Source organism: Streptomyces sp. 15-116A (assembly GCF_025290915.1).
GTDB lineage: Bacteria > Actinomycetota > Actinomycetes > Streptomycetales > Streptomycetaceae > Streptomyces.
Genome location: NZ_JAOCQE010000054.1, coordinates 12,753 through 30,659 on the forward strand (window position 1 = coordinate 12,753; position 17,907 = coordinate 30,659).

18 protein-coding genes and 1 pseudogene are annotated in these 17,907 nt (G+C 69.3%); 6 read left to right on the top strand and 13 right to left on the bottom strand.

Annotated elements, in window-relative coordinates; genetic code table 11:
* Positions 1-52: 52 nt before the first annotated feature.
* The 3 genes from N4P33_RS12435 to N4P33_RS12445 form a co-directional block, all read right to left on the bottom strand.
* Positions 53-1,045, bottom strand: a complete 993-nt coding sequence (locus tag N4P33_RS12435; RefSeq protein ID WP_260826441.1) for an aldo/keto reductase — start codon at positions 1,043-1,045, stop codon at positions 53-55.
* A gap of 75 nt (positions 1,046-1,120) precedes the next feature.
* Positions 1,121-1,342, bottom strand: coding sequence for a PIN domain-containing protein (locus N4P33_RS12440; RefSeq protein ID WP_399029314.1), 222 nt, complete (start codon positions 1,340-1,342; stop codon positions 1,121-1,123).
* The gene (locus N4P33_RS12445; RefSeq protein ID WP_260826442.1) at positions 1,303-1,977 is read right to left on the bottom strand and encodes a GDSL-type esterase/lipase family protein; all 675 of its coding nucleotides are present in this window, start codon (positions 1,975-1,977) and stop codon (positions 1,303-1,305) included. The genes N4P33_RS12440 and N4P33_RS12445 overlap by 40 nt, the downstream gene beginning before the upstream one ends.
* An 89-nt stretch (positions 1,978-2,066) precedes the next feature.
* Between N4P33_RS12445 and N4P33_RS12450 the strand changes: the two genes are divergently transcribed.
* A complete protein-coding gene (locus tag N4P33_RS12450) occupies positions 2,067-3,047 on the top strand; it encodes a WD40 repeat domain-containing protein (protein ID WP_260826443.1) in 981 nt (326 codons plus the stop codon).
* A gap of 1 nt (position 3,048) precedes the next feature.
* Here the strand turns inward: N4P33_RS12450 and N4P33_RS12455 are convergent, their stop codons facing one another.
* Entirely contained in the window at positions 3,049-3,876 is an 828-nt protein-coding gene (locus N4P33_RS12455) for a TetR/AcrR family transcriptional regulator (RefSeq protein ID WP_260826444.1), read from the bottom strand.
* A gap of 86 nt (positions 3,877-3,962) precedes the next feature.
* Here N4P33_RS12455 and N4P33_RS12460 point away from each other — a divergent pair, with 86 nt between their 5' ends.
* Together N4P33_RS12460 and N4P33_RS12465 are read left to right on the top strand one after the other, a co-directional pair.
* The gene (locus N4P33_RS12460) at positions 3,963-4,940 is read left to right on the top strand and encodes an ATP-binding cassette domain-containing protein (RefSeq protein ID WP_260826445.1); all 978 of its coding nucleotides are present in this window, start codon (positions 3,963-3,965) and stop codon (positions 4,938-4,940) included.
* Positions 4,937-5,746, top strand: coding sequence for an ABC transporter permease (locus N4P33_RS12465; RefSeq protein ID WP_260826446.1), 810 nt, complete (start codon positions 4,937-4,939; stop codon positions 5,744-5,746). Before N4P33_RS12460 ends, N4P33_RS12465 begins: the two co-directional genes overlap by 4 nt.
* 536 nt (positions 5,747-6,282) lie before the next feature.
* Here N4P33_RS12465 and N4P33_RS12470 read toward each other — a convergent pair.
* Positions 6,283-6,912 (bottom strand): hypothetical protein, encoded by a 630-nt coding sequence (locus N4P33_RS12470; RefSeq protein ID WP_260826447.1) that lies wholly within the window; start codon positions 6,910-6,912, stop codon positions 6,283-6,285.
* Between the two features lie 189 nt (positions 6,913-7,101).
* Between N4P33_RS12470 and N4P33_RS12475 the strand changes: the two genes are divergently transcribed.
* Complete coding sequence (locus tag N4P33_RS12475) at positions 7,102-7,647, top strand: RICIN domain-containing protein (RefSeq protein WP_260826448.1); 546 nt, start codon at positions 7,102-7,104, stop codon at positions 7,645-7,647.
* 96 nt (positions 7,648-7,743) lie between these two features.
* Here N4P33_RS12475 and N4P33_RS12480 read toward each other — a convergent pair whose 3' ends face one another.
* Positions 7,744-7,893, bottom strand: coding sequence for a hypothetical protein (locus tag N4P33_RS12480; RefSeq protein ID WP_260826449.1), 150 nt, complete (start codon positions 7,891-7,893; stop codon positions 7,744-7,746).
* Between the two features lie 329 nt (positions 7,894-8,222).
* Here N4P33_RS12480 and N4P33_RS12485 point away from each other — a divergent pair, with 329 nt between their 5' ends.
* Positions 8,223-11,672 carry an RHS repeat-associated core domain-containing protein gene (locus N4P33_RS12485; RefSeq protein WP_260826450.1) on the top strand — a complete coding sequence of 1,150 codons (3,450 nt, stop codon included), beginning with the start codon at positions 8,223-8,225 and terminating at the stop codon, positions 11,670-11,672.
* A 430-nt stretch (positions 11,673-12,102) separates the two neighbouring features.
* On the top strand, positions 12,103-12,282 hold the full coding sequence (locus N4P33_RS12490; RefSeq protein WP_399029319.1) for a DUF397 domain-containing protein: 180 nt from the start codon (positions 12,103-12,105) through the stop codon (positions 12,280-12,282).
* Between the two features lie 69 nt (positions 12,283-12,351).
* Here N4P33_RS12490 and serC read toward each other — a convergent pair whose 3' ends face one another.
* From serC to N4P33_RS12525, 7 genes and pseudogenes are all read right to left on the bottom strand, one after another.
* Positions 12,352-13,470 carry a phosphoserine transaminase gene (gene serC, locus N4P33_RS12495; protein ID WP_260826451.1) on the bottom strand — a complete coding sequence of 373 codons (1,119 nt, stop codon included), beginning with the start codon at positions 13,468-13,470 and terminating at the stop codon, positions 12,352-12,354.
* Between the two features lie 382 nt (positions 13,471-13,852).
* Positions 13,853-15,067, bottom strand: coding sequence for a cytochrome P450 (locus tag N4P33_RS12500; protein ID WP_260826452.1), 1,215 nt, complete (start codon positions 15,065-15,067; stop codon positions 13,853-13,855).
* Entirely contained in the window at positions 15,064-16,299 is a 1,236-nt protein-coding gene (locus N4P33_RS12505; protein WP_260826453.1) for a cytochrome P450, read from the bottom strand. Before N4P33_RS12505 ends, N4P33_RS12500 begins: the two co-directional genes overlap by 4 nt.
* The gene (locus N4P33_RS12510) at positions 16,296-16,916 is read right to left on the bottom strand and encodes an ATP/GTP-binding protein (protein ID WP_260826454.1); all 621 of its coding nucleotides are present in this window, start codon (positions 16,914-16,916) and stop codon (positions 16,296-16,298) included. Before N4P33_RS12510 ends, N4P33_RS12505 begins: the two co-directional genes overlap by 4 nt.
* Entirely contained in the window at positions 16,897-17,244 is a 348-nt protein-coding gene (locus N4P33_RS12515; RefSeq protein ID WP_260826455.1) for a DUF742 domain-containing protein, read from the bottom strand. Before N4P33_RS12515 ends, N4P33_RS12510 begins: the two co-directional genes overlap by 20 nt.
* The gene (locus tag N4P33_RS12520) at positions 17,241-17,648 is read right to left on the bottom strand and encodes a roadblock/LC7 domain-containing protein (protein ID WP_260826456.1); all 408 of its coding nucleotides are present in this window, start codon (positions 17,646-17,648) and stop codon (positions 17,241-17,243) included. Before N4P33_RS12520 ends, N4P33_RS12515 begins: the two co-directional genes overlap by 4 nt.
* Positions 17,645-17,907: pseudogene (locus N4P33_RS12525) on the bottom strand (ATP-binding protein); the annotation flags it as partial. The gene N4P33_RS12520 and the pseudogene N4P33_RS12525, both read right to left, overlap by 4 nt.

Here is a 17,907-nt window from a genome sequence, read left to right on the forward strand (position 1 = left end):
CGCTGGGCAAGTAGCGCCGCCGCCCGCCATCACGCCGTACCCGCTGCCGCGGCTACCAGGCGAACGCCTCCGGGGACGGCCCCGGGCCCGGGAAGATCTCGTCCAGGCCGGCCAGGAGGTCCTCGCTCAGCTCCAGGTCGACCGCCCGCAGCGCGGAGGTCAGCTGGTCCGCGGTGCGGGGGCCGACGATGGGGCCGGTGATGCCGGGGCGGGTGAGCAGCCAGGCCAGGGCGGCCTCGCCGGGTTCGATGCCGTGCTTGTCGAGGAGGTCCTCGTACGCCTGGATCTGGGCACGGGCGGCCGGGTCCTTGAGGGTCTCGGCGGCGCGTCCGGAGGCGCGGCGCACGCCCTCGGCCTCCTTCTTGAGCACCCCGCCCAGTAGTCCGCCGTGCAGCGGCGACCAGGGGATCACGCCGAGGCCGTAGTCCTGCGCGGCCGGGATGACCTCCATCTCGGCGCGGCGCTCGGCGAGGTTGTAGAGGCACTGCTCGCTGACCAGGCCGATGGTGCCGCCGCGGCGGGCGGCGATCTCGTTGGCCTGCGCGATCTTGTAGCCGGGGAAGTTGGAGGAGCCGACGTAGAGGATCTTGCCCTGCTGGATCAGGACGTCGACGGCCTGCCAGATCTCCTCGAACGGGGTGCTGCGGTCGATGTGGTGGAACTGGTAGAGGTCGATGTAGTCGGTCTTGAGCCGCTTGAGGCTGGCGTCCACGGCCCGGCGGATGTTCACGGCGGAGAGCTTGTCGTGGTTGGGCCAGGCGGCGCCGTCGGCGCCCATGTTCCCGTACACCTTGGTGGCGATGACGACCTTGTCGCGCCGGCCCTCGCCCTTGGCGAACCAGGTGCCGATGATCTCCTCGGTGCGGCCCTTGTTCTCGCCCCAGCCGTAGACGTTGGCGGTGTCGAAGAAGTTGATCCCGGCGTCCAGCGCCGCGTCCATGATGGCGTGACTGTCGGCCTCGTCGGTCTGCGGACCGAAGTTCATCGTCCCGAGGACGAGTCGGCTGACCTTGAGTCCGGTGCGTCCGAGCTGCGTGTACTCCATGACGGTCCAGCCAACGTCTTGAAGTGCGCTCTAGGCAAGCGGGTGAGACGCGGCACTCGTGTACGGCCCTCGCGATCAATCGGCGGTGCCCGCTGGGGCCACCCAGGCTGTCCGCTGGCCGGTGACCGAGGCGATCATGTCGAAGTCCCCGTCATAGTGAAGGACGATGGCGCCATGCCGCTCGGCTGTCGCCGCGATGGTCAGGTCGCAGACCGACAAGGCCTTCCAGTTGCCGGTGCGTACGAGCTGTTGATATCTCAGCCCTCGTAGGGCCCGCCCAGGTCCCAGCTCTGCCACATCGCCTCCGCGAAGGCTGACGCGATCTTGTGTTCGCCGCTCGCGTTGGGGTGGGTGCCGTCGTAGGTGTCCGTGTGGATGTCGTACGACGCGGACGGGGTGGCCAGGAGGAGGGGGGACGTGGGGGTGTCCAAGTCGGCGGCCGTCTTGGCTAGTTGCTCGTTGAAGAGCGTGACCTGCTCGGCGAAGGGGGCGTCCTGCTGGGCGCGGATGTTCGGGATGACCGGCATCAGGACCATGCGGATCCGGGGGCGGGCCGCCCTCGCCTCCGACACGAAGGTGCGGACGTTCGCCGCCGTCTGCTCCGCGTTGGTGTAGAAGCCCAGGTCGATCAGGCCGAGGGAGACGAGGAGCACGTCCGCGCGGCAGGAGCGGACCGCCTCGCCGATCAGGGGCGCCATGTGGCACCAGCCCTCGCCCCAGCCGGCCAGGTGCCCGCGCGGGAAGTCCGGGTCGGCGTACGCGTACGACGTCGGTTCGTCCGTCGACGGGTCGCGCAGCGTCTCGCGGGGGCCGACCAGCGTGAAGGGGTCGCCGTACGTAGCGCACAGGTGCTGCCACAGCCGGTAGCGCCAGGTGTGTTCACCCGCGCTCCCGATGGTCATCGAGTCGCCGACGGGCATGAACCTGAGCACACGATCATCATGGACGATCCCGCCGGTCGTCGCGATGTGAGTCCGGACACCAGCCCTCCTCCCGCCCTGCGGGGTGGCACTCTTGGGGCATGCGCCGATCTTTCGCCCTGCTCGCCGCGGGACTTCTGGCGGGTGCCCTCGCCGTGCCCACCGCCGCCCAAGCCGACGACGGCGACGGCGGGTTCACGATCAAGGACCCGCGCATCACCGAGTCCAGCGGGCTCGCCGCCTCCCGGCAGCACAAGGGCGTCTACTGGACGCACAACGACCAGGACGACGGCGCCTTCCTCTACGCCGTCGACAGCCGCACCGGCGAGACCGTCGCGACCGTCACCCTCACCGGTGTGGGCACCCCGCGCGACATCGAGGCGATCTCGATGGGCCCGGACAACCAGCTCTACGTGGGCGACATCGGCGACAACGACGGCGTGCAGTGGCCGTACGTGTGGATCTACCGGCTGCCCGAGCCCGCGACGCTCAAGGACCAGACGGTCCGGGCCACGCAGTACGTGGTGAAGTACGCCGACGGCAGCCGTGACGCCGAGGCGATGGTCGTGCATCCCAGGACGGGGCGCGTGTACATCATCGACAAGCAGGAGGAGGGCGGGCACCTGTACGAGGGGCCCGCCCGGCTGTCCGCCTCCGGCAGCAACGTCTTCCGGCCGACCGCTCCCGTCGACCTGTGGGCGACCGACGCGGCGCTCTCGCCCGATGGTCAACAGCTGGCTGTACGGGGGTACTTCGGGGGCATTCACTATGCCTGGAACGACGGCAAGCTCGAACGCAAGGGCCGGCTCAGCGTGCCGCTCCAGGGGCAGGGGGAGTCCGTCACGTACTCCGCGGACGGGTCGCGGCTGCTGTTCGGCAGTGAGGGCGCGGAGAGCGGGGTCGCGGCGCGGGACGTGCCGGGGGGCGGGGGCGGTGAGGGGGGTTCGTCCTCCGGGGACTCCGGCGCGTCCGGCGACGGGGACGAGGCTGAGGGCGGGCGGTTGACGGTCGGGGCGATCGGGCTGATCGCCGCGTGTGTCGTCCTGTTCGGGCTGCGACGGGTGTTCCGGCGGCGCGGCTGAGTCACGGCCGTTCGTCGGGTGCGCTCGCGGTGCTGTCCGCCGGAGCGCACGCCGTGCTGTCAGCCGCGTCGGCAGCCTGCGCGCCCCGTGCCGCCACGCACACCTCCAGGCCGTCCAGGATGCGCTGCAAGCCGAACTCGAAGTGGTCGAAGTCGGAGCCGAAGGCGTCCTCCGAGAGGGAGGCCAGCACCGGGTAACGGCCGCTGTGCATGGCCTTCTCCAGGACCGGCCGCTGCGCCTCCCAGAACTCGGCGTCGGTCAGACCTGACCTGCGCTCCGCCTCCTCCTGGTAGACCTGCGTGCGTGCGGCCCCGACGACGTACCCCTCGATCATGATGATCACCGACACCAGCTCGGGGTCGCTCAGGCCCATCGTCCTGATCCGGGAGAGCACCTTCTCCATGCCCTCGAGTGCGCTCGGGCCGAGGATCGGGCGGGACTGGTTGACCTCCAGCAGCCAGGGGTGGCGGCGGTAGAGGGCGAGCGTGGCCCGGCCGAGCGCCTCCAGGGCCGCGCGCCAGCCGTCGCCGAGGTCGTCCGGGTCGTCCGAGGGGCGCTGGACGCGGTCCAGCATCAGGTCGAGCAGCTCGGCCTTGCCGGGGACGTAGCGGTACAGCGACATGGTGCCGGTGCCGAGCTCGGTGGCGATCCGGCGCATCGACACCGCGTCGAGCCCGTCCCGGTCCGCGATGCCGACGGCGGTCTCCACGATGCGGTCCAGCGTCAGCCCGGGTTTCGGGCCGCGGCTCGGTCGCCGGCCCGTGTCCCACAGCAGGTCGAGGGTCCGGGCGATGTCACCGCTGCCGCTGGTCTGCGTACCGCTCGTCATGAGGGCAGTCTAGGTGCGCGCGCAAAAACTGGGTACGACGTACGCGCAATCGGGTACGCTGTACTCAGTTCTCGGAAGGGGGACCCATGACCGACGGATACGCGGTGCGGGCCGAGGCGCTGGAGAAGCGCTACGGCGACAAGCGCGCCCTCGACGGCTTCGACCTCGCCGTGCGGGAAGGCACCGTCCACGGGCTGCTCGGGCCGAACGGCGCCGGCAAGACCACCGCCGTGCGCATCCTGTCCACGCTCATCCGGCTGGACGGCGGGCGGGCCACGGTCGCCGGGCTCGACGTCGTACGGCAGGCGCGCGAGGTGCGGGCGCGGATCGGGCTCACCGGGCAGTACGCCGCCGTGGACGAGGTGCTCACCGGGCGGCAGAACCTGGAGATGTTCGGCCGGCTGTTCCACCTGGGCGGCAAACGGGCCAAGGTGCGGGCGCGCGAGCTGCTGGAGCAGTTCGATCTGACCGACGCCGCCGACAAGGGCGTCGGCGACTACAGCGGCGGCATGCGGCGGCGGCTCGACCTCGCCGCGTCGATGATCCTCGCGCCGGCCGTGCTGTTCCTGGACGAGCCGACGACGGGGCTCGATCCGCGCAGCCGGGGCGAAGTCTGGGAGTCCGTAAGGGCGTTGGTGGCGGGCGGGACCACCGTGCTGCTCACCACGCAGTACCTGGAGGAGGCCGACAAGCTGGCGTCCCGGATCACCGTCATCGACCAGGGGCGGGCCATCGCCGACGACACCCCGGACGGGCTGAAGAACCTCGTCGGCGGCGACCGTATCGAGGTCGTCGTCGCCGAACGGGCCGAGCTGCCAAGGGTGGTGAAGGTCGTCGCGCGGGTCGCCGACGGTGAGCCCGAGACGGAGGAGGAGGGGCTGCGCGTGCACGCCTCGGTGACGGACCGGGTGTCCGCGCTGACCGAGGTGGCGCGGACCTTGCAGGACGAGGGGGTACGGGTCGAGGACATCGGGCTGCGCAGGCCGAGCCTCGACGACGTGTTCCTGCGGCTGACGGGACATCGGGCCGAGAAGACGGAGACGGAGAAGGGGGCGAGCGCATGAGCACCGTGGAGGCCGCGCACGGCCGTACGTACTGGGTCCTGTCGGATGTGTGGAACATCGTCCGCCGCGGACTGACCCACTACCAGCGCCAGCCCGTCAACATCGCCTGGCAACTGGGCTTTCCGATCCTCTCCGTGCTGCTCTACGGCTATGTCTTCGGCAGCGCGATGCAGGTGCCGGGCGGCGGGGACTACAAGGACTTCCTGATGCCGGGCATGTTCGTGATGACCATGGCGTTCGGCTTCATCAACACCGCGACGGTGGTGGTGTACGACTCCACCAAGGGCGTCATCGACCGGTTCCGCTCGATGCCGATGGCGTCGTCGGCGGTGGTGGCCGGGCGCGGGGTGACCGATCTGCTCGTCGCCTGCGCGGAGTTGGGGATCATGATGCTCACCGCGCTGGCCATGGGATGGCGGCCGGACGGGGGATGGGGATTCATCGCCGCGTTCGGGCTGCTGCTGTGGCTGCGGTTCGCGCTGATCTGGATCGGGGTGTGGCTGGGGCTGCTGGTGCCGAACCCCGAGGCGGCGGGCGGGCTGTTCGCGGTGGCCTTCCCGTTGACCATGATCTCCAGCATCTTCGTGGCGCCGCAGCTCATGCCGGACTGGCTGGGGTGGGTCGCCGCGTGGAATCCCATCTCCTCCACGGCCGCAGCGACGCGTGAGCTGTTCGGTACGCCGGTCGGGGGCGGGGATTCGTGGGTGGAGCAGCATGCGTTGCTGATGGCGGGGGTGTGGCCGGTCGTGCTGACGCTGGTGTTCCTGCCCTTGGCGGTACGGAGGTTCCGCCGGCTGAGCCGGTAGCGCGAGAGTTCGCTCATGGTGACGGCGCCGGTCACCAGCGGCCGGCGGCCCTGAGCCTCGGGTTCGTCGGCGTGCGTCGAGGCGGGCCAGCGGGCCGTTGCCCCCTCGGCGAAGGCGACCAGGAACTCCCGCAGGCTGCCTGTGTTCCTCCTCGCTGTCCGACGGCTGCTTCCAGGGCCATGTGACTGAGCGCTTCAGTTGGCGAGCGAGTTGGCGAGTTGAGCGGGCTGGCGTCGACGATTCGGGTGAGCTGGGCGGCGTAGGCGTCGAGAAGCGGCTTCATCTGCTGGTAGAAGGGCACCTTGTTCTGCCGAATCCAGTGACCGATGGGGAACCGGTCCTGGCGCCACGCCGCGTCGAGCTCGCGGTCGTTTCGGGCTTCGGCCGGCGAAGCGGAGACCGGTAACGCGGCTCCCACACGACGATGAGGCGCACGGGGAATGTGGAGCCGGCGCTCGGCTGGGGAAGCTCGGCCGAGCGCCGCTTTGCCGGGCTGCTCATAGCCTGACCGGAGGTGCCGCTGGTGGCTGGGGTGTTCAGTTGACGAGCTTGTCCAGGCAGTTGCGGTAGGCGTCGCGGGCCGGGCGTACGGCCTTGGCCGCCTTCGTCAGTTCGGTCCGTGCTGCGTTGAGGTCGGCCTGGCGAGCCTCGACGTTCGGTGCCTCGGTGGCGGAACGGGCCTCCTCGGCGGCGGAACGCAACTCCTTGATGTACTTTTCAGCCTCATTGCGGAGGGCGTCGTGCGGGACTTGGCGGTCCGTCATCGCCTTCTCGGTGGCGTCGGCCAGCTTCACGGCGGCATCGGCGGCGGCGACCGCGTCGTGCTTGTCGACGGCGTCGGAGAGCGTGTTCCGCTCACGGTTGACGTCGGACGCCACATAGACGGACTCGGTCGTACGCCCGCTGGCCAGGGTTCGGTACAGCCCTTCGCTGAGGTTGCCGAGGCGGTCGACCTTCGCCCGGTCACTCCTGGCCCGGTCGAGGGCCTGTTCGGCTGTCGTGACCTTGGCCTCGGCGTCCTCGTGCTGGTTCTGCGCGTCGAGGTAGGCGATGTTCTTCTTCGTGCACGGCGGGGCCTGCGGGGCGGCGAATGCCTGGGTCGGAGCGAGCGCGGCCAGGGCGGTGGCCGCGAGCAGGCCAGCGGTGGCTGTGGTGCGGATCTTCATGAAAGGAGCTCTCTTGATCACTGGACGAAACTGCATCGTGCTCAACGGCGCCGTTGCCGCTTGGCAACGGGCCTTCGATGCGAAGTAACGTTGCCGGAGCGATTAGGTGATCTTGGGTCTGAGCTGCCAGGAAGGGGCATGTCGCGTGAGTATCGTGCGCGGGCAAGCAAGATCCACAGAAGGACCAGGATGCGCATTTCGAAGATGGCCCGCACCGCCCTGACGGTGGCCGCGGCGGCCCTGCTACCGACAATCGCGGCCGCACCCGCCCAAGCGGACATCCCCGACAAGGGCGACACTTTCGTGATCTCAACGTTCTTCGAGGGGAAGATCCTGTGCGCGACGACGCGTCAGGACCCGATTGGCACCCCGGTCCACCCGCTCGTTCCGTGCAGTACCAACGCACCGGAACAGCAGTGGAAGCGTACCGACAGTGGCCGGTTCTTCCAGAACGTGGCGAGCGGAATCTGCCTCGACAACCGCTACCGGAAGAAGAAGGAGTGCGACTTCACTTCTTCCGGCCCTTCGGTATGGCAGCAGGACGCTCTGGGCCGGGTGTGGAAGCCGGGCGGCAACTCCATCACCAAGACGTTCTGGGCGCCGATCCGTCACTTGACGTACGGACCGATGATCGGCTGGAGCAGGCGGAGCAACGGCACCCTCCCCGACGACGCGGCTCCGTTCCACTTGGGCGTTGTGAAGCGGGGCGACGCAGCTGACGCAGGACAGCCGTGACTCTCATGCGGCGAAATTAGCCCGGTCAGCGCTGCCTGCCGCACACACTCAACTCGTCAACTACGACGCTCAGTCACATGCGGTCGGGTAGCCGGATCACACAGAGATGGCCGGTCGGGTCAGCTGGGGCATGGCGGCCGGCCAGGCGCCCAGGTCGATCAGGGGCAGGAACAGCTGACGCGACTCGCTCTCCGTGTACCCCGCGGACTCGGAGAGCGAGCGGGACGCGTTCCGGTACCACTGCATGCGACGCGTGTCGCCCTGCGCCAGCCGGTCCCCGTAGTAGAGCGCCTGCGCCCCTCGGGGTGGTGCTCAGACCAGTAGTTGTCATAAGACAACTCGAAGCCTGGTGCGTATCGGTTGAAATTACCCGACGCTCCCTTGTCAGCACTCCGTACACCCGTTCGTGTCGCTTTTGTCTGCGCATCCCCGTCCATGCGGCAGGGCTGATTCCGGCCGGTGTGCGTAGGAGACTCCTGGGCAGAGCCGGTCGGCTTGTGTGCTTCTTGTGACAGGTTGTGTGGCCCTGGTGACCGCTGGGGTTGCCGGGTCTGACTTCCTGTGGGGGGAAGCTGATGCACAAGCGTGCTTCCGGCACGCCGACTTGGCGTGCCCGGAGATCATCACGGTACGGACTCGTCTCGGCACTCGCGGCGCTGTCGCTGATCGCTCCGGCGGTCCCGGCGTTCGCCGCGCCGTCGCCGGCTCCGGTGGATCCGGGTCCGACGTCGGCGTGGGGCAAGAAGAGCGACTTCGAGGTTCCGCCGGTGAAGGTCGGTGAGACCGAGCCGGTGGCCGGTGAGGTGGAGGCCGAGCCGACGAAGGCGCAGGCCGCGTGGCGGGCGGAGCAGAAGGAACGCGCCCGCAGCGGTGAGTTGCCCGAGCCGCCCAAGGGGGCGTCCGGAGCTCCGGGGGCCGATGCCGGCGCGGCGGTGTTCGTCCCGGAGGATCAGGGGGCGGTGCCGTGGCATGATATATCGGACTTCCGCATCACTGACTCGCTGGTGGCGAGGATCAATCTCTCCACCGGCAATTTGATGCTCGCCGCCACCGACTTCGAGGTCGCGGGCGTGGGCAAGTCGCTGCGCCTGGCGCGGACGTACAACTCCTTCGACGCGCCGTGGGGGAAGGTGTCGCAGCGGTGGTGGCAGGAGTACGAGCGCTACCTGCACCTGTTCGACGGGGAGGTGGTGTTCTACGACGCCACCGGTGCCACGGTCCGTTTCACCGAGAACGCGGACGGCACGTTCACCACTCCCAAGGGCTATTCCAAGGACCTGAAGAAGAACGCGGACGGCACGTACACGCTGACCGACCGCAAGTCCGGCACCAGGGACACCTACAACACGCACGGCACGCTGACGAAGGTCACGGACCGGAACAAGGGCACGATCACCGTCGACCAGCACGACGACGGCACCGAACACAAGGGCTTCAAGCTCACCGAGACCCGCTCCGGCCGCTGGATCGACCTGGTCAAGACGAACGCGAGTCAGTGGCAGGCCAAGGACCACACCGGCCGCACCGCCGTGTTCGACCTCAACGCGGCGGGTGATCTGGCGAGGACCACGGACACCGAGGGCAAGGCGACCGCCTTCGACTACGACTCCTCCCGCCGCCTGACGAAGATCACCACCCCCGAGGGGCGGGTCACCGTCTTCAGCTACGACGATCAGAACCGCGTCCGCTCGATGCTGCGCGCCACCGAGTTCAACGGATCCGGGCACACCGGCCCGACCTACACCTACGCCTACTCCAACGGCGATCCGTCGGCGGCGGGTACGACGACGGTCACGGACCCGGAGCAGCACGCCACGAAGTACGAGCACAACGCGGACGGCGGTGTCACCAAGGTCACCGACGCGCTCGGCCATTCCCGCTCGCGCACGTTCGATCCGAATCACAACATCGACACCGCCACCGATGCGATGGGTGTGGGCACGACGCCGGGCAATGTCACCGCCTACGGCTGGGACGCCCGCAACAACCCCACCTCGGCCAAGCTGCCCACCGGCGCCACCGCGACCCTGACCGGCTATCAGACGATCGCCGGCACGGATCTGCCCGGCTCGCTCACGAGCCCCGATGGTGAGAAGACCGACTACACCTACGACACGGCCGGCAACACCAAGTCTGTGGCCATCACGGGTACGGGTGGCGGCAAGCAGACTTTCGACCACAACCCGGCGACCCCGACCTGCGGCGGCTTCGAGGGGCAGACCTGCAAGGCGACGACGACCATGTCGGCCACCAAGTCGGTGTCCACAGCGTTCACTTACGACGCGAAGGGCAACCTGGTGAAGGTGACCCCGCCCGCTCCGCTCGGCGCCACGACCTACACCTATGACGCCCTGGGCCGGCCCGAGACGGCGACCGACGGCCGCGGCATCAAGACCGTGTACGTCTACGACCACCGTGACCGCATCACCAAGGTGTCCTCCACCAACACCACGGTGAACTATGCCTACGACGGTGACGGCAACCTCACCCAGCGCTCCGACTCCACCGGGGTGACCAAGTACGCCTTCGACCCGCTCTCCCGCGAGACCGTACGCACCTTGCAGAACGGCTCGCAGACCAAGCTCTCCTACACCCCCGCGGGCAACGTCGACACCTACGAGGACCCGGCCGGTGTCACCGACTACACCTGGAACGAGGTCAACAAGCTCACCGCGCTGAAGGATCCGACCGGTAAGACGACCACGTACAAGTACAACGCGAACGACGTCCGGACCACGACCACCTATCCCGGCGGCACCGTGCAGACGGTGACCCCGGACAAGTCCAGCCGCCCGGAGAAGATCAAGGCCACCTCGCCGAAGGGCACTCTGGTCGACCTGGCCTACTCGTATTCCCATGCGGGCAAGGACGGGGCGAAGATCCGCACCCGCACCGACGCGGTCACCGGTCTCAAGCAGACCTACACCTACGACAGCGCCGGGCGGATGACGCTGGCCAAGGAGACCGCCGGCACCACGTTGAAGACGACGTGGGTGTACTGCTTCGACCAGGCCGGCAACCTCACCTCCCAGTCGGCCACCGGTACCTGCCCGGGGTCCGGCTCCACGTTCACCTACAACGACGCCATGCAGCTGACCGCGAAGAACGGTGTCTCCACCGGCTGGTCCTACGACAAGACCGGCAACGAGACCGCCGGCGCCTCCACCACGGCCCAGGCCCGCACCGCTGAGACGTGGTCCGACTACAGCCAGCTCACCTCGCTGACCGTCGGCGGCAAGACCTACGCGGGCCAGTACGGCTCCACCGACCAGAGCGAACGGATCAAGCTCGGCGACACGTTCTTCCACAACGGCCCGCTCGGCCTCTCGGCGAAGACCACGGCGGGTGTGGACATGGGATTCAACCGGGAACCCGGGGGCACCTTGAATTCCATGACGACCGGGGGCAAGTCGTACTACTACCTCACCGACGCGATCGGCTCCGTCATCGCACTCGCCGACGAGTCCGGTACGAAGGTGAACACCTACGCCTACAGCCCCCGCGGCGTCACCCGTGCCGCCACGACCGAGAGCTTCCCGCAGCCGTACCGGTTCGCCGGCGGTTTCCAGGACCCCACCGGCCTGTACCACTTCGCGGCCCGCTACTACGACCCGAACATCGGCCGCTTCAACAGCCCCGACCCCTCCGGCCAGGAGAAGAACCCCTACCTCTACGCCGAAGGCGACCCCGTCAACCGCATCGACCCCACAGGGCTGCTCTCGCTCGGAGAGGGACTGGGGTTGGCGGGCACAGTGGTCGGCTTGGCCGCGCTGGCTCCCGTGTCCGCGCCAGTAGCGATCGGCGCCACGGTCGCTTCCGTCGGCTTGACGGTGGCCGGGTCGGTTGCGTCCGGCAATTCTGCTGGTGAGACGGTGGCACTGGGAATCTTCAGTGCCGGCACCGGAGGAGTGGGCGCCGCCATGAAGTTGGCTGGAGCGGCCGGTAAGGCAGCGAAGTCGGTCGATGTCGCGTATGCCGTGGGTGGCTACTTCGGTGGAGTCGGAATTACTGGATCTTGGCTATAGGAGAGCGATGACCCTAGCGACGTCCGGAATCGGTTTCGAGGACAACCCTGCTGCTACCTGGATTCTCGGCGGTTTTGTGGTCGTAGCCGCTGTGCTCTTGGCTTACTGGAGCCACAAACGAGGCAAGTGACGCGGCTGAGGCCGTTGAGTATCGGCCTGTGCCGGTAACTCTCGACAGCCGTTTGGGCGGCACCACGCAGGGCAGTGCCGCCCATGGTCGTCGGCCACTGCCAAACCCGCAACACCCTGTCCCTGCTGTTCCTTCTCCCGGCTGCTCCACCCCAACCACGCCGCTTCACAGCCCGCCCCCTCCGGTCGGGAAAGGAACCTCTATCTCGACGCCCAAGGCGATCCCGTCAACCGCATCGGCCTCACCGGGCTTCTGAGCTTTGGGACCATTGTTGCTGCCGCTTTCGGTGATAAGGAACTTGTGGGTATCTGGCAGAATCGCAACAACCCCAAGGCACTCATCTCGCAGGCCGTCGACTGTGTAGAGGTGGCCCTCACAGCCGACTTCGGTCGCGTTGTCCGCGACAGCAAGCGGCAGGACGGCGCCCTGCTCATCGTCTCCCGCGAAGGCTGGCGGGTCTTTCTCCGGCAGTTCTGCTAGACGTCGCGCACGACGAAGGGCGCCCCCGCGGACTCCGGGGGCGCCCTCGTTGTCGTACGGGGAGGACGACTACAGCTTCTCGATCACGTAGTCGATGCACTTCGTCAGGGCCTCGATGTCCGCCGGGTCGATCGCCGGGAACATCGCCACGCGGAGCTGGTTGCGGCCCAGCTTGCGGTAGGGCTCCGTGTCGACGATGCCGTTCGCGCGGAGGGTCTTCGCCACGGCGGCGGCGTCGATCTCGTCCGTGAAGTCGATCGTGCCGATGACCTGCGAGCGCTTGGCCGGGTCGGTGACGAAGGGGTTGGCGTACTTGATGTCCTCGGCCCAGCCGTAGAGGGTCCGGGCGGAGGTGGCCGTGCGGCGGACCGACCAGTCCAGGCCGCCCTGGCCGTTGAGCCACTCCAGCTGTTCGTTGAGGAGGAACAGGGTGGCGAGGGCCGGGGTGTTGTACGTCTGGTTCTTGCGGGAGTTGTCGATCGCCGTGGGGAGGCTGAAGAACTCCGGGATGTGGCGGCCGGAGGCGTGGATGCGCTCGGCGCGCTCGATGGCGGCGGGGGAGAAGATGCCGATCCACAGGCCGCCGTCGGAGGCGAAGGACTTCTGCGGGGCGAAGTAGTAGACGTCCGTCTCGGCGATGTCCACGGGGAGGCCGCCGGCGCCGGACGTGGCGTCGACCAGGACGAGGGCGTTCTCGTCGGCGCCCTGGACGCGGTTGATCGGCATGGCCACGCCGGTCGACGTCTCGTTGTGCGTGAAGGCGTAGACGTCCACACCCGGCTCAGCGACCGGGGTGGGGTGCGTGCCCGGGTCCGTGGAGATGATGTCCGGGTCGGCGAGCCAGGGGGCGAGCTTGGCGGCCTTGGCGAACTTGGAGCTGAACTCGCCGAAGCTGAGGTGCTGCGACTTGTTCTCGATCAGGCCGTGGGTCGCGATGTCCCAGAACGCGGTGGAGCCGCCGTTGCCGAGGATGACCTCGTAGCCGTCGGGGAGCTGGAACAGCTCGCGGATGCCCTCGCGTACCTTGCCGACCAGGTTCTTGACCGGGGCCTGGCGGTGGGAGGTGCCCATGAGGGACGTGCCGGTCGCGGCCAGCGCGTCCAGCGCTTCCGTCCGCACCTTGGAGGGGCCCGCGCCGAAACGTCCGTCGGCGGGCTTGATGTCAGCGGGAATCTGGATCTCAGCCACGGTCGGAGCCTAGCGGCTTCGGGAAACCGGGGCGAAACGTCGTCCGTCCGGTGAGACGCGGGTGCCTGCGGCGCGGGTGCCTGCGGCGCCTGTGCGGGTTCGGGGTCCGGTGCGGCTTCGGTGGGGTGCGCGTGGCCATGCCTGCGGCGCCACCGCGGCTTCGGTGGGGGTGCGCGTAGCGCCTGCGGTGCGTTGTCGGTCGGGGCCGGGGCGGTGGTGTCCGTCCTCGGTCTGGCGCGGAATCGGTTCCTCGAAAGGGCCTGGTGTTGACGCGCCAGCCGCTGCGGGCGGACACCACCGCCCCGTCCCCTTGCCGCCGTGGGCGCCTGCGGCACGCCCGACCGCCGTCGTGGCCGCTGGGCGTGCGCGGGTGCGGGAATCGTCAGGCGTTCAGGCGGACCGGGAGTTCGTACAGGTCGTTCTGGGTGACCACCGGCTTGTTGCGGAGTTCGGTCGCCGGGACCGCCAGGTCCAGCTTCGGGAAGCGGGCGTAGAGGGCCGGGAGGGCTACGCCCGCTTCCAGGCGGGAGAGGGCCGCGCCGGGGCAGACGTGGGGGCCGTGACCGAAGGAGATGTGGCGGTTCGTCGTCTCGCGGGTGATGTCGAAGGCGCCGGCGGTCGGGCCGTGGGCCTTTTCGTCGCGGCCTATGGCTGCGTAGGAGACGATCAGGGCGTCGCCCGCCGGGAGGGTCTTGTCGCCTACTTCGATGTCTTCCGTGGCGAAGCGGATCAGGACGTGGGACGTGGGGGTGGACCAGCGGAGGGTTTCCTCGACGACCGCCGACCAGTCCGCCTTGCCCGAGAGGACCAGGTCGCGTTGGTCGGGGTGGGTGGAGAGGTTGACGACCGCGTTGACGATGAGGGAGATCGTCGTCTCGTGGCCGGCGGCGACCATCAGCTGGAGGGTGGAGACGATCTCGTCGTCGGTGAGGTGGTCGCCGTTCTCCGAGGCCTGGATGAGGGCGGTGGTCAGGTCGTCGCCCGGGTGGGCGCGTTTGTGGGTGACCGTTTCGGCCATGATGGCGGCCAGTTCGGTGAGGGTGGCCACTACCTCGTCCGGCGGGGTCTGGGTCGAGAAGAACTTCTCGAAGAGTTCCTTCAGGCGGGGCAGGCGGTCCTCGGGCAGGCCCATCAGGTCCGCGATGACGTACATGGGGAGGGGGTAGGCGAACTCCGCCTTCAGGTCCACCTCGCCCGTGTGGTCCGCCAGGCGGTCCAGCAGGCCCTCGGTGAGTTCGGTGATGCGGCCGCGCATCTGTTCCACCCGGCGGGGGGTGAGGGCCTGGGCGACCAGGGTGCGCAGGCGGCGGTGGTCCGCGCCGTCGACCGTGAGCATGGAGCGGCCGGGGTTGGCCAGGCCGATCAGCGGCCAGTCGGGGGCTATCTCACCGCGCTGCCAGGCGCCCCAGACGTTGATGTCCTTCACCAGGCGGGGGTCGGTGAGCAGCTTCTTCGCCTCGGCGTGGTGGGTGACCGCCCACACCGGTACGTCGCCGGGCAGGACGACACGTGCCAGCGGGCCGGCCGCGCGCAGGGCCGCGCTCTCGGCGTCCAGGTCGGTGACGAAGGGGTCGAGGTGGATGGCGGCTGCCGTCATGCGCGTGTGCCTCCAAGGGCGGGGGTGGGCGTGAAGGTGACCGGGAGGTCGGTGAGGCCGCGCAGCCACGGGGACGGGCGGCGGGTGAGGGCGTCGGCGGGGACGGCCAGGTCGATGTCCGGCAGGCGGTCCAGGATCACCTCGATGCCGGTACGGGCGATGACCTCGGCGATCTCCTGCGCGGGGAACGGGCAGCGGTGTTCGCCGTGGCCGAAGGAGAAGTGCGCGTTGTTGCCGCCGGTCAGGGCCGCGCCGTCGGTGCGGACCTGCGGGTCGGAGTTGGCGCCCTGGAGGCCGAGGAGGAGAAGGTCGCCGGCGCGGATGCGGCGCCCGCCGAGCTGGGTGTCGCGGGAGGCCCAGCGGCCGGCGACGTTCTGGGTGGGAGTGTCCTCCCACAGGACCTCGTTCATCGCCTCGGGGATGCTGTTGCGGCCGCCGAAGAGGGACGCGGCGAAGCGGTTGTCGGTCAGCATCAGGCGCAGGCTGTTGCCGATCCAGTCGGCGGTCGGCTGGTGACCGGCCGCCATCATCACCATGAGGTCCTGGCAGATCTCCTCGTCGGTGAAGCCGGAGGGGTCGGCCAGCATGCGGGAGACGACGTCGTCGGCGGGCTCGGTACGGCGGGCGGCCACCAGGTTGCTCATGGAGGTCGCCAGGTGCAGCTGGCCGGCTATCGCTCGGTCGCGGCCGTCGATCATGTCGTTCAGGGCCGTGACCAGGGCGGGGCCCTCCTCGTCGGAGAAGCCGTAGAGGCGGGCCAGGACGCGGACCGGGAGCAGCATCGCGTACTCGGCGATGATGTCCGCGCCGCCCTTGGGGCAGATCGTGTCGATCAGTTCGTCGGCGAACTTCTCGGCGTAGTGCCGTAGTTGGTAGGGGTCGACCGCTTCGAGGGCGGTCGTGAGCATGGCCGCCCGCTGGCGGTGGCGCTCGCCGACCGTGTAGAGGATCGAGGGCTGCTTGCGGCCGATCATGGGCAGCAGGGGCCAGTCGTCGGGGATCCTGTCCCACTGGTTCCACAGCTCCGAGTCACGGCTGAAGAGGACCGGGTCGCCGGTGATCTGGTGCAGCTCGCGGTAGCCGAGGACCAGCCAGGCCGGTACGTCCCCGTCGAGGACCACGGGGACCACGCTGCCGTGCTCGCGTCGCATGTCCCGGTAGACCCGCGCCGGGTCGTCCTGGAGGAGCGGGCCGCTGAGGCGGACGGGGGCGGGTACGGGGGCGTGGCTCACACCAGCTCCTGTCGGGGGGTGGGGGCGGCGTAGAGGGACTGGATGTGCTCGACGAGGGTGATCAGCACGAGCTTGCTGGACTGGCGGGAGCGGGCGTCGCAGGTGACCAGCGGGACGTGCGGGTCGAGGTCCAGGGCCTCGCGGATCTGGGCGGGCGTGAAGGCGGGGCCGCCGAAGTCGTTGCAGGCCACGACGAACGGCGTGCCGTGCTTCTCCAGCCGGTCGATGGCGTACCAGGAGTCGTCGATGCGCCGCGTGTCGACGAGGACGACCGCGCCGAGCGTGCCGGAGAACAGGCGGTCCCACAGGAACCAGAAACGCTCCTGGCCGGGGGCGCCGAAGAGGTACAGGACGTTGTGCGCGTCCAGGGTGATGCGGCCGAAGTCGAAGGCGACGGTGGTCGAGGTCTTGGTGTGGACGCCGGTGGTGTCGTCGACGGACTCGCCGGCCTGCGTCATCGTCTCCTCGGTGTTGAGGGGACGTATCTCGCTGACCGAGCGGACCATCGTGGTCTTGCCTGCGCCGAAGCCGCCCACGACCACGATCTTCAGGCCGTTGTCCGCCGAGTCGCCGAGGGGCGTACGCGCGGCGGGGATCTCAGAGGTTGCGGAGTCCAACGAGCACCTGCTCCAGGATGTCGGGGTCGGGGACGGCGGCCTTGCGGGGGTGGCGGGCGCTGACCCGGCCCGCGGCGAGGAGGTCGGCCAGCAGGATGCGGGTGATGCTCACCGGCAGCTTCAGCTCGGCCGCGATCTCCACGACCGCGGTGGGGTGTTCGGTCATGCGCAGGATCGCCGTGTGCTCGGACTGCATGCCGGGCACCGGGTCGCACTCGGCGACGACCAGGGTCACCAGGTCGAAGGGGTTGTCGGGGCCGGAGCGGGTACGGCCCTGGGTGAGGGTGTAGAGGCGATCGGGGGCGTCGTCCCTGCCGGGGCGGCTCATGAGCTGCGCGGCAGGGCGGTCAGGTGCTCGCCGAGCTGCTCCACGAGCTCGCTCATGTTGTGGCCGACGAGCCCGGCGTCCGCGTCCTCCGCGGTGACGACGGCCAGGTGCGCGCCCTCGCCCGCCTCCACGATGAACAGCACGCCGCCGTAGAACTCCGTCATCGCCGAGCGGACGCCGCCGCTGCCGTCGCCGAACTCCACGGAGGCGCCGTGCGACAGCGACTGGATGCCGGCGGCGATCGCGGCGAGCTGGTCGGCCTGGTCGGCGGAGAGTTCCGGAGTGCGGCACAGCTTCAGGCCGTCCCGGGACAGCACGAGTGCGTGCCGCGCACCCGGCGTGCGCCGCAACAGGCCCTCGATCAGCCAGGTGAGCTTGTCGTCGGCGGTCGTGGTGCCGGTCATGTGGTCGTGTCGCCTTCCGGGGATCGGGGGGTGGTGGTCGGGTGGTCGGGGGTGGTCGTGGTTTCGCGTGCGCGGGCCGACTGGTCGCGGGTGGCCGGGGTTTCGTGGTCGCGGGACGGGGCCGCCGGATCGTCCGGGGTGGCGGCGCGTACGGCCTGGCGGAAGCTGTTGAAGCGGGCGGTACGGGCCCGGGTCTCCTCGGCGGTCGGTGCGGGCCTGGGAGCGGGCGCCGTGCTGCTGGCCCGCGCCCGCTCGGCCT

What these genes read in the sequence shown, in the direction of transcription:
- N4P33_RS12435 (WP_260826441.1), bottom strand. Translation starts at nt 1,045, where the DNA reads ATGGAGTACACGCAGCTCGGACGCACCGGACTCAAGGTCAGCCGACTC.
- N4P33_RS12450 (WP_260826443.1), top strand. Translation starts at nt 2,067, where the DNA reads ATGCGCCGATCTTTCGCCCTGCTCGCCGCGGGACTTCTGGCGGGTGCC.
- N4P33_RS12455 (WP_260826444.1), bottom strand. Translation starts at nt 3,876, where the DNA reads ATGACGAGCGGTACGCAGACCAGCGGCAGCGGTGACATCGCCCGGACC.
- N4P33_RS12460 (WP_260826445.1), top strand. Translation starts at nt 3,963, where the DNA reads ATGACCGACGGATACGCGGTGCGGGCCGAGGCGCTGGAGAAGCGCTAC.
- N4P33_RS12465 (WP_260826446.1), top strand. Translation starts at nt 4,937, where the DNA reads ATGAGCACCGTGGAGGCCGCGCACGGCCGTACGTACTGGGTCCTGTCG.
- N4P33_RS12470 (WP_260826447.1), bottom strand. Translation starts at nt 6,912, where the DNA reads ATGAAGATCCGCACCACAGCCACCGCTGGCCTGCTCGCGGCCACCGCC.
- N4P33_RS12475 (WP_260826448.1), top strand. Translation starts at nt 7,102, where the DNA reads ATGCGCATTTCGAAGATGGCCCGCACCGCCCTGACGGTGGCCGCGGCG.
- N4P33_RS12480 (WP_260826449.1), bottom strand. Translation starts at nt 7,893, where the DNA reads ATGCAGTGGTACCGGAACGCGTCCCGCTCGCTCTCCGAGTCCGCGGGG.
- N4P33_RS12485 (WP_260826450.1), top strand. Translation starts at nt 8,223, where the DNA reads ATGCACAAGCGTGCTTCCGGCACGCCGACTTGGCGTGCCCGGAGATCA.
- N4P33_RS12500 (WP_260826452.1), bottom strand. Translation starts at nt 15,067, where the DNA reads ATGACGGCAGCCGCCATCCACCTCGACCCCTTCGTCACCGACCTGGAC.
- N4P33_RS12515 (WP_260826455.1), bottom strand. Translation starts at nt 17,244, where the DNA reads ATGAGCCGCCCCGGCAGGGACGACGCCCCCGATCGCCTCTACACCCTC.
- N4P33_RS12520 (WP_260826456.1), bottom strand. Translation starts at nt 17,648, where the DNA reads ATGACCGGCACCACGACCGCCGACGACAAGCTCACCTGGCTGATCGAG.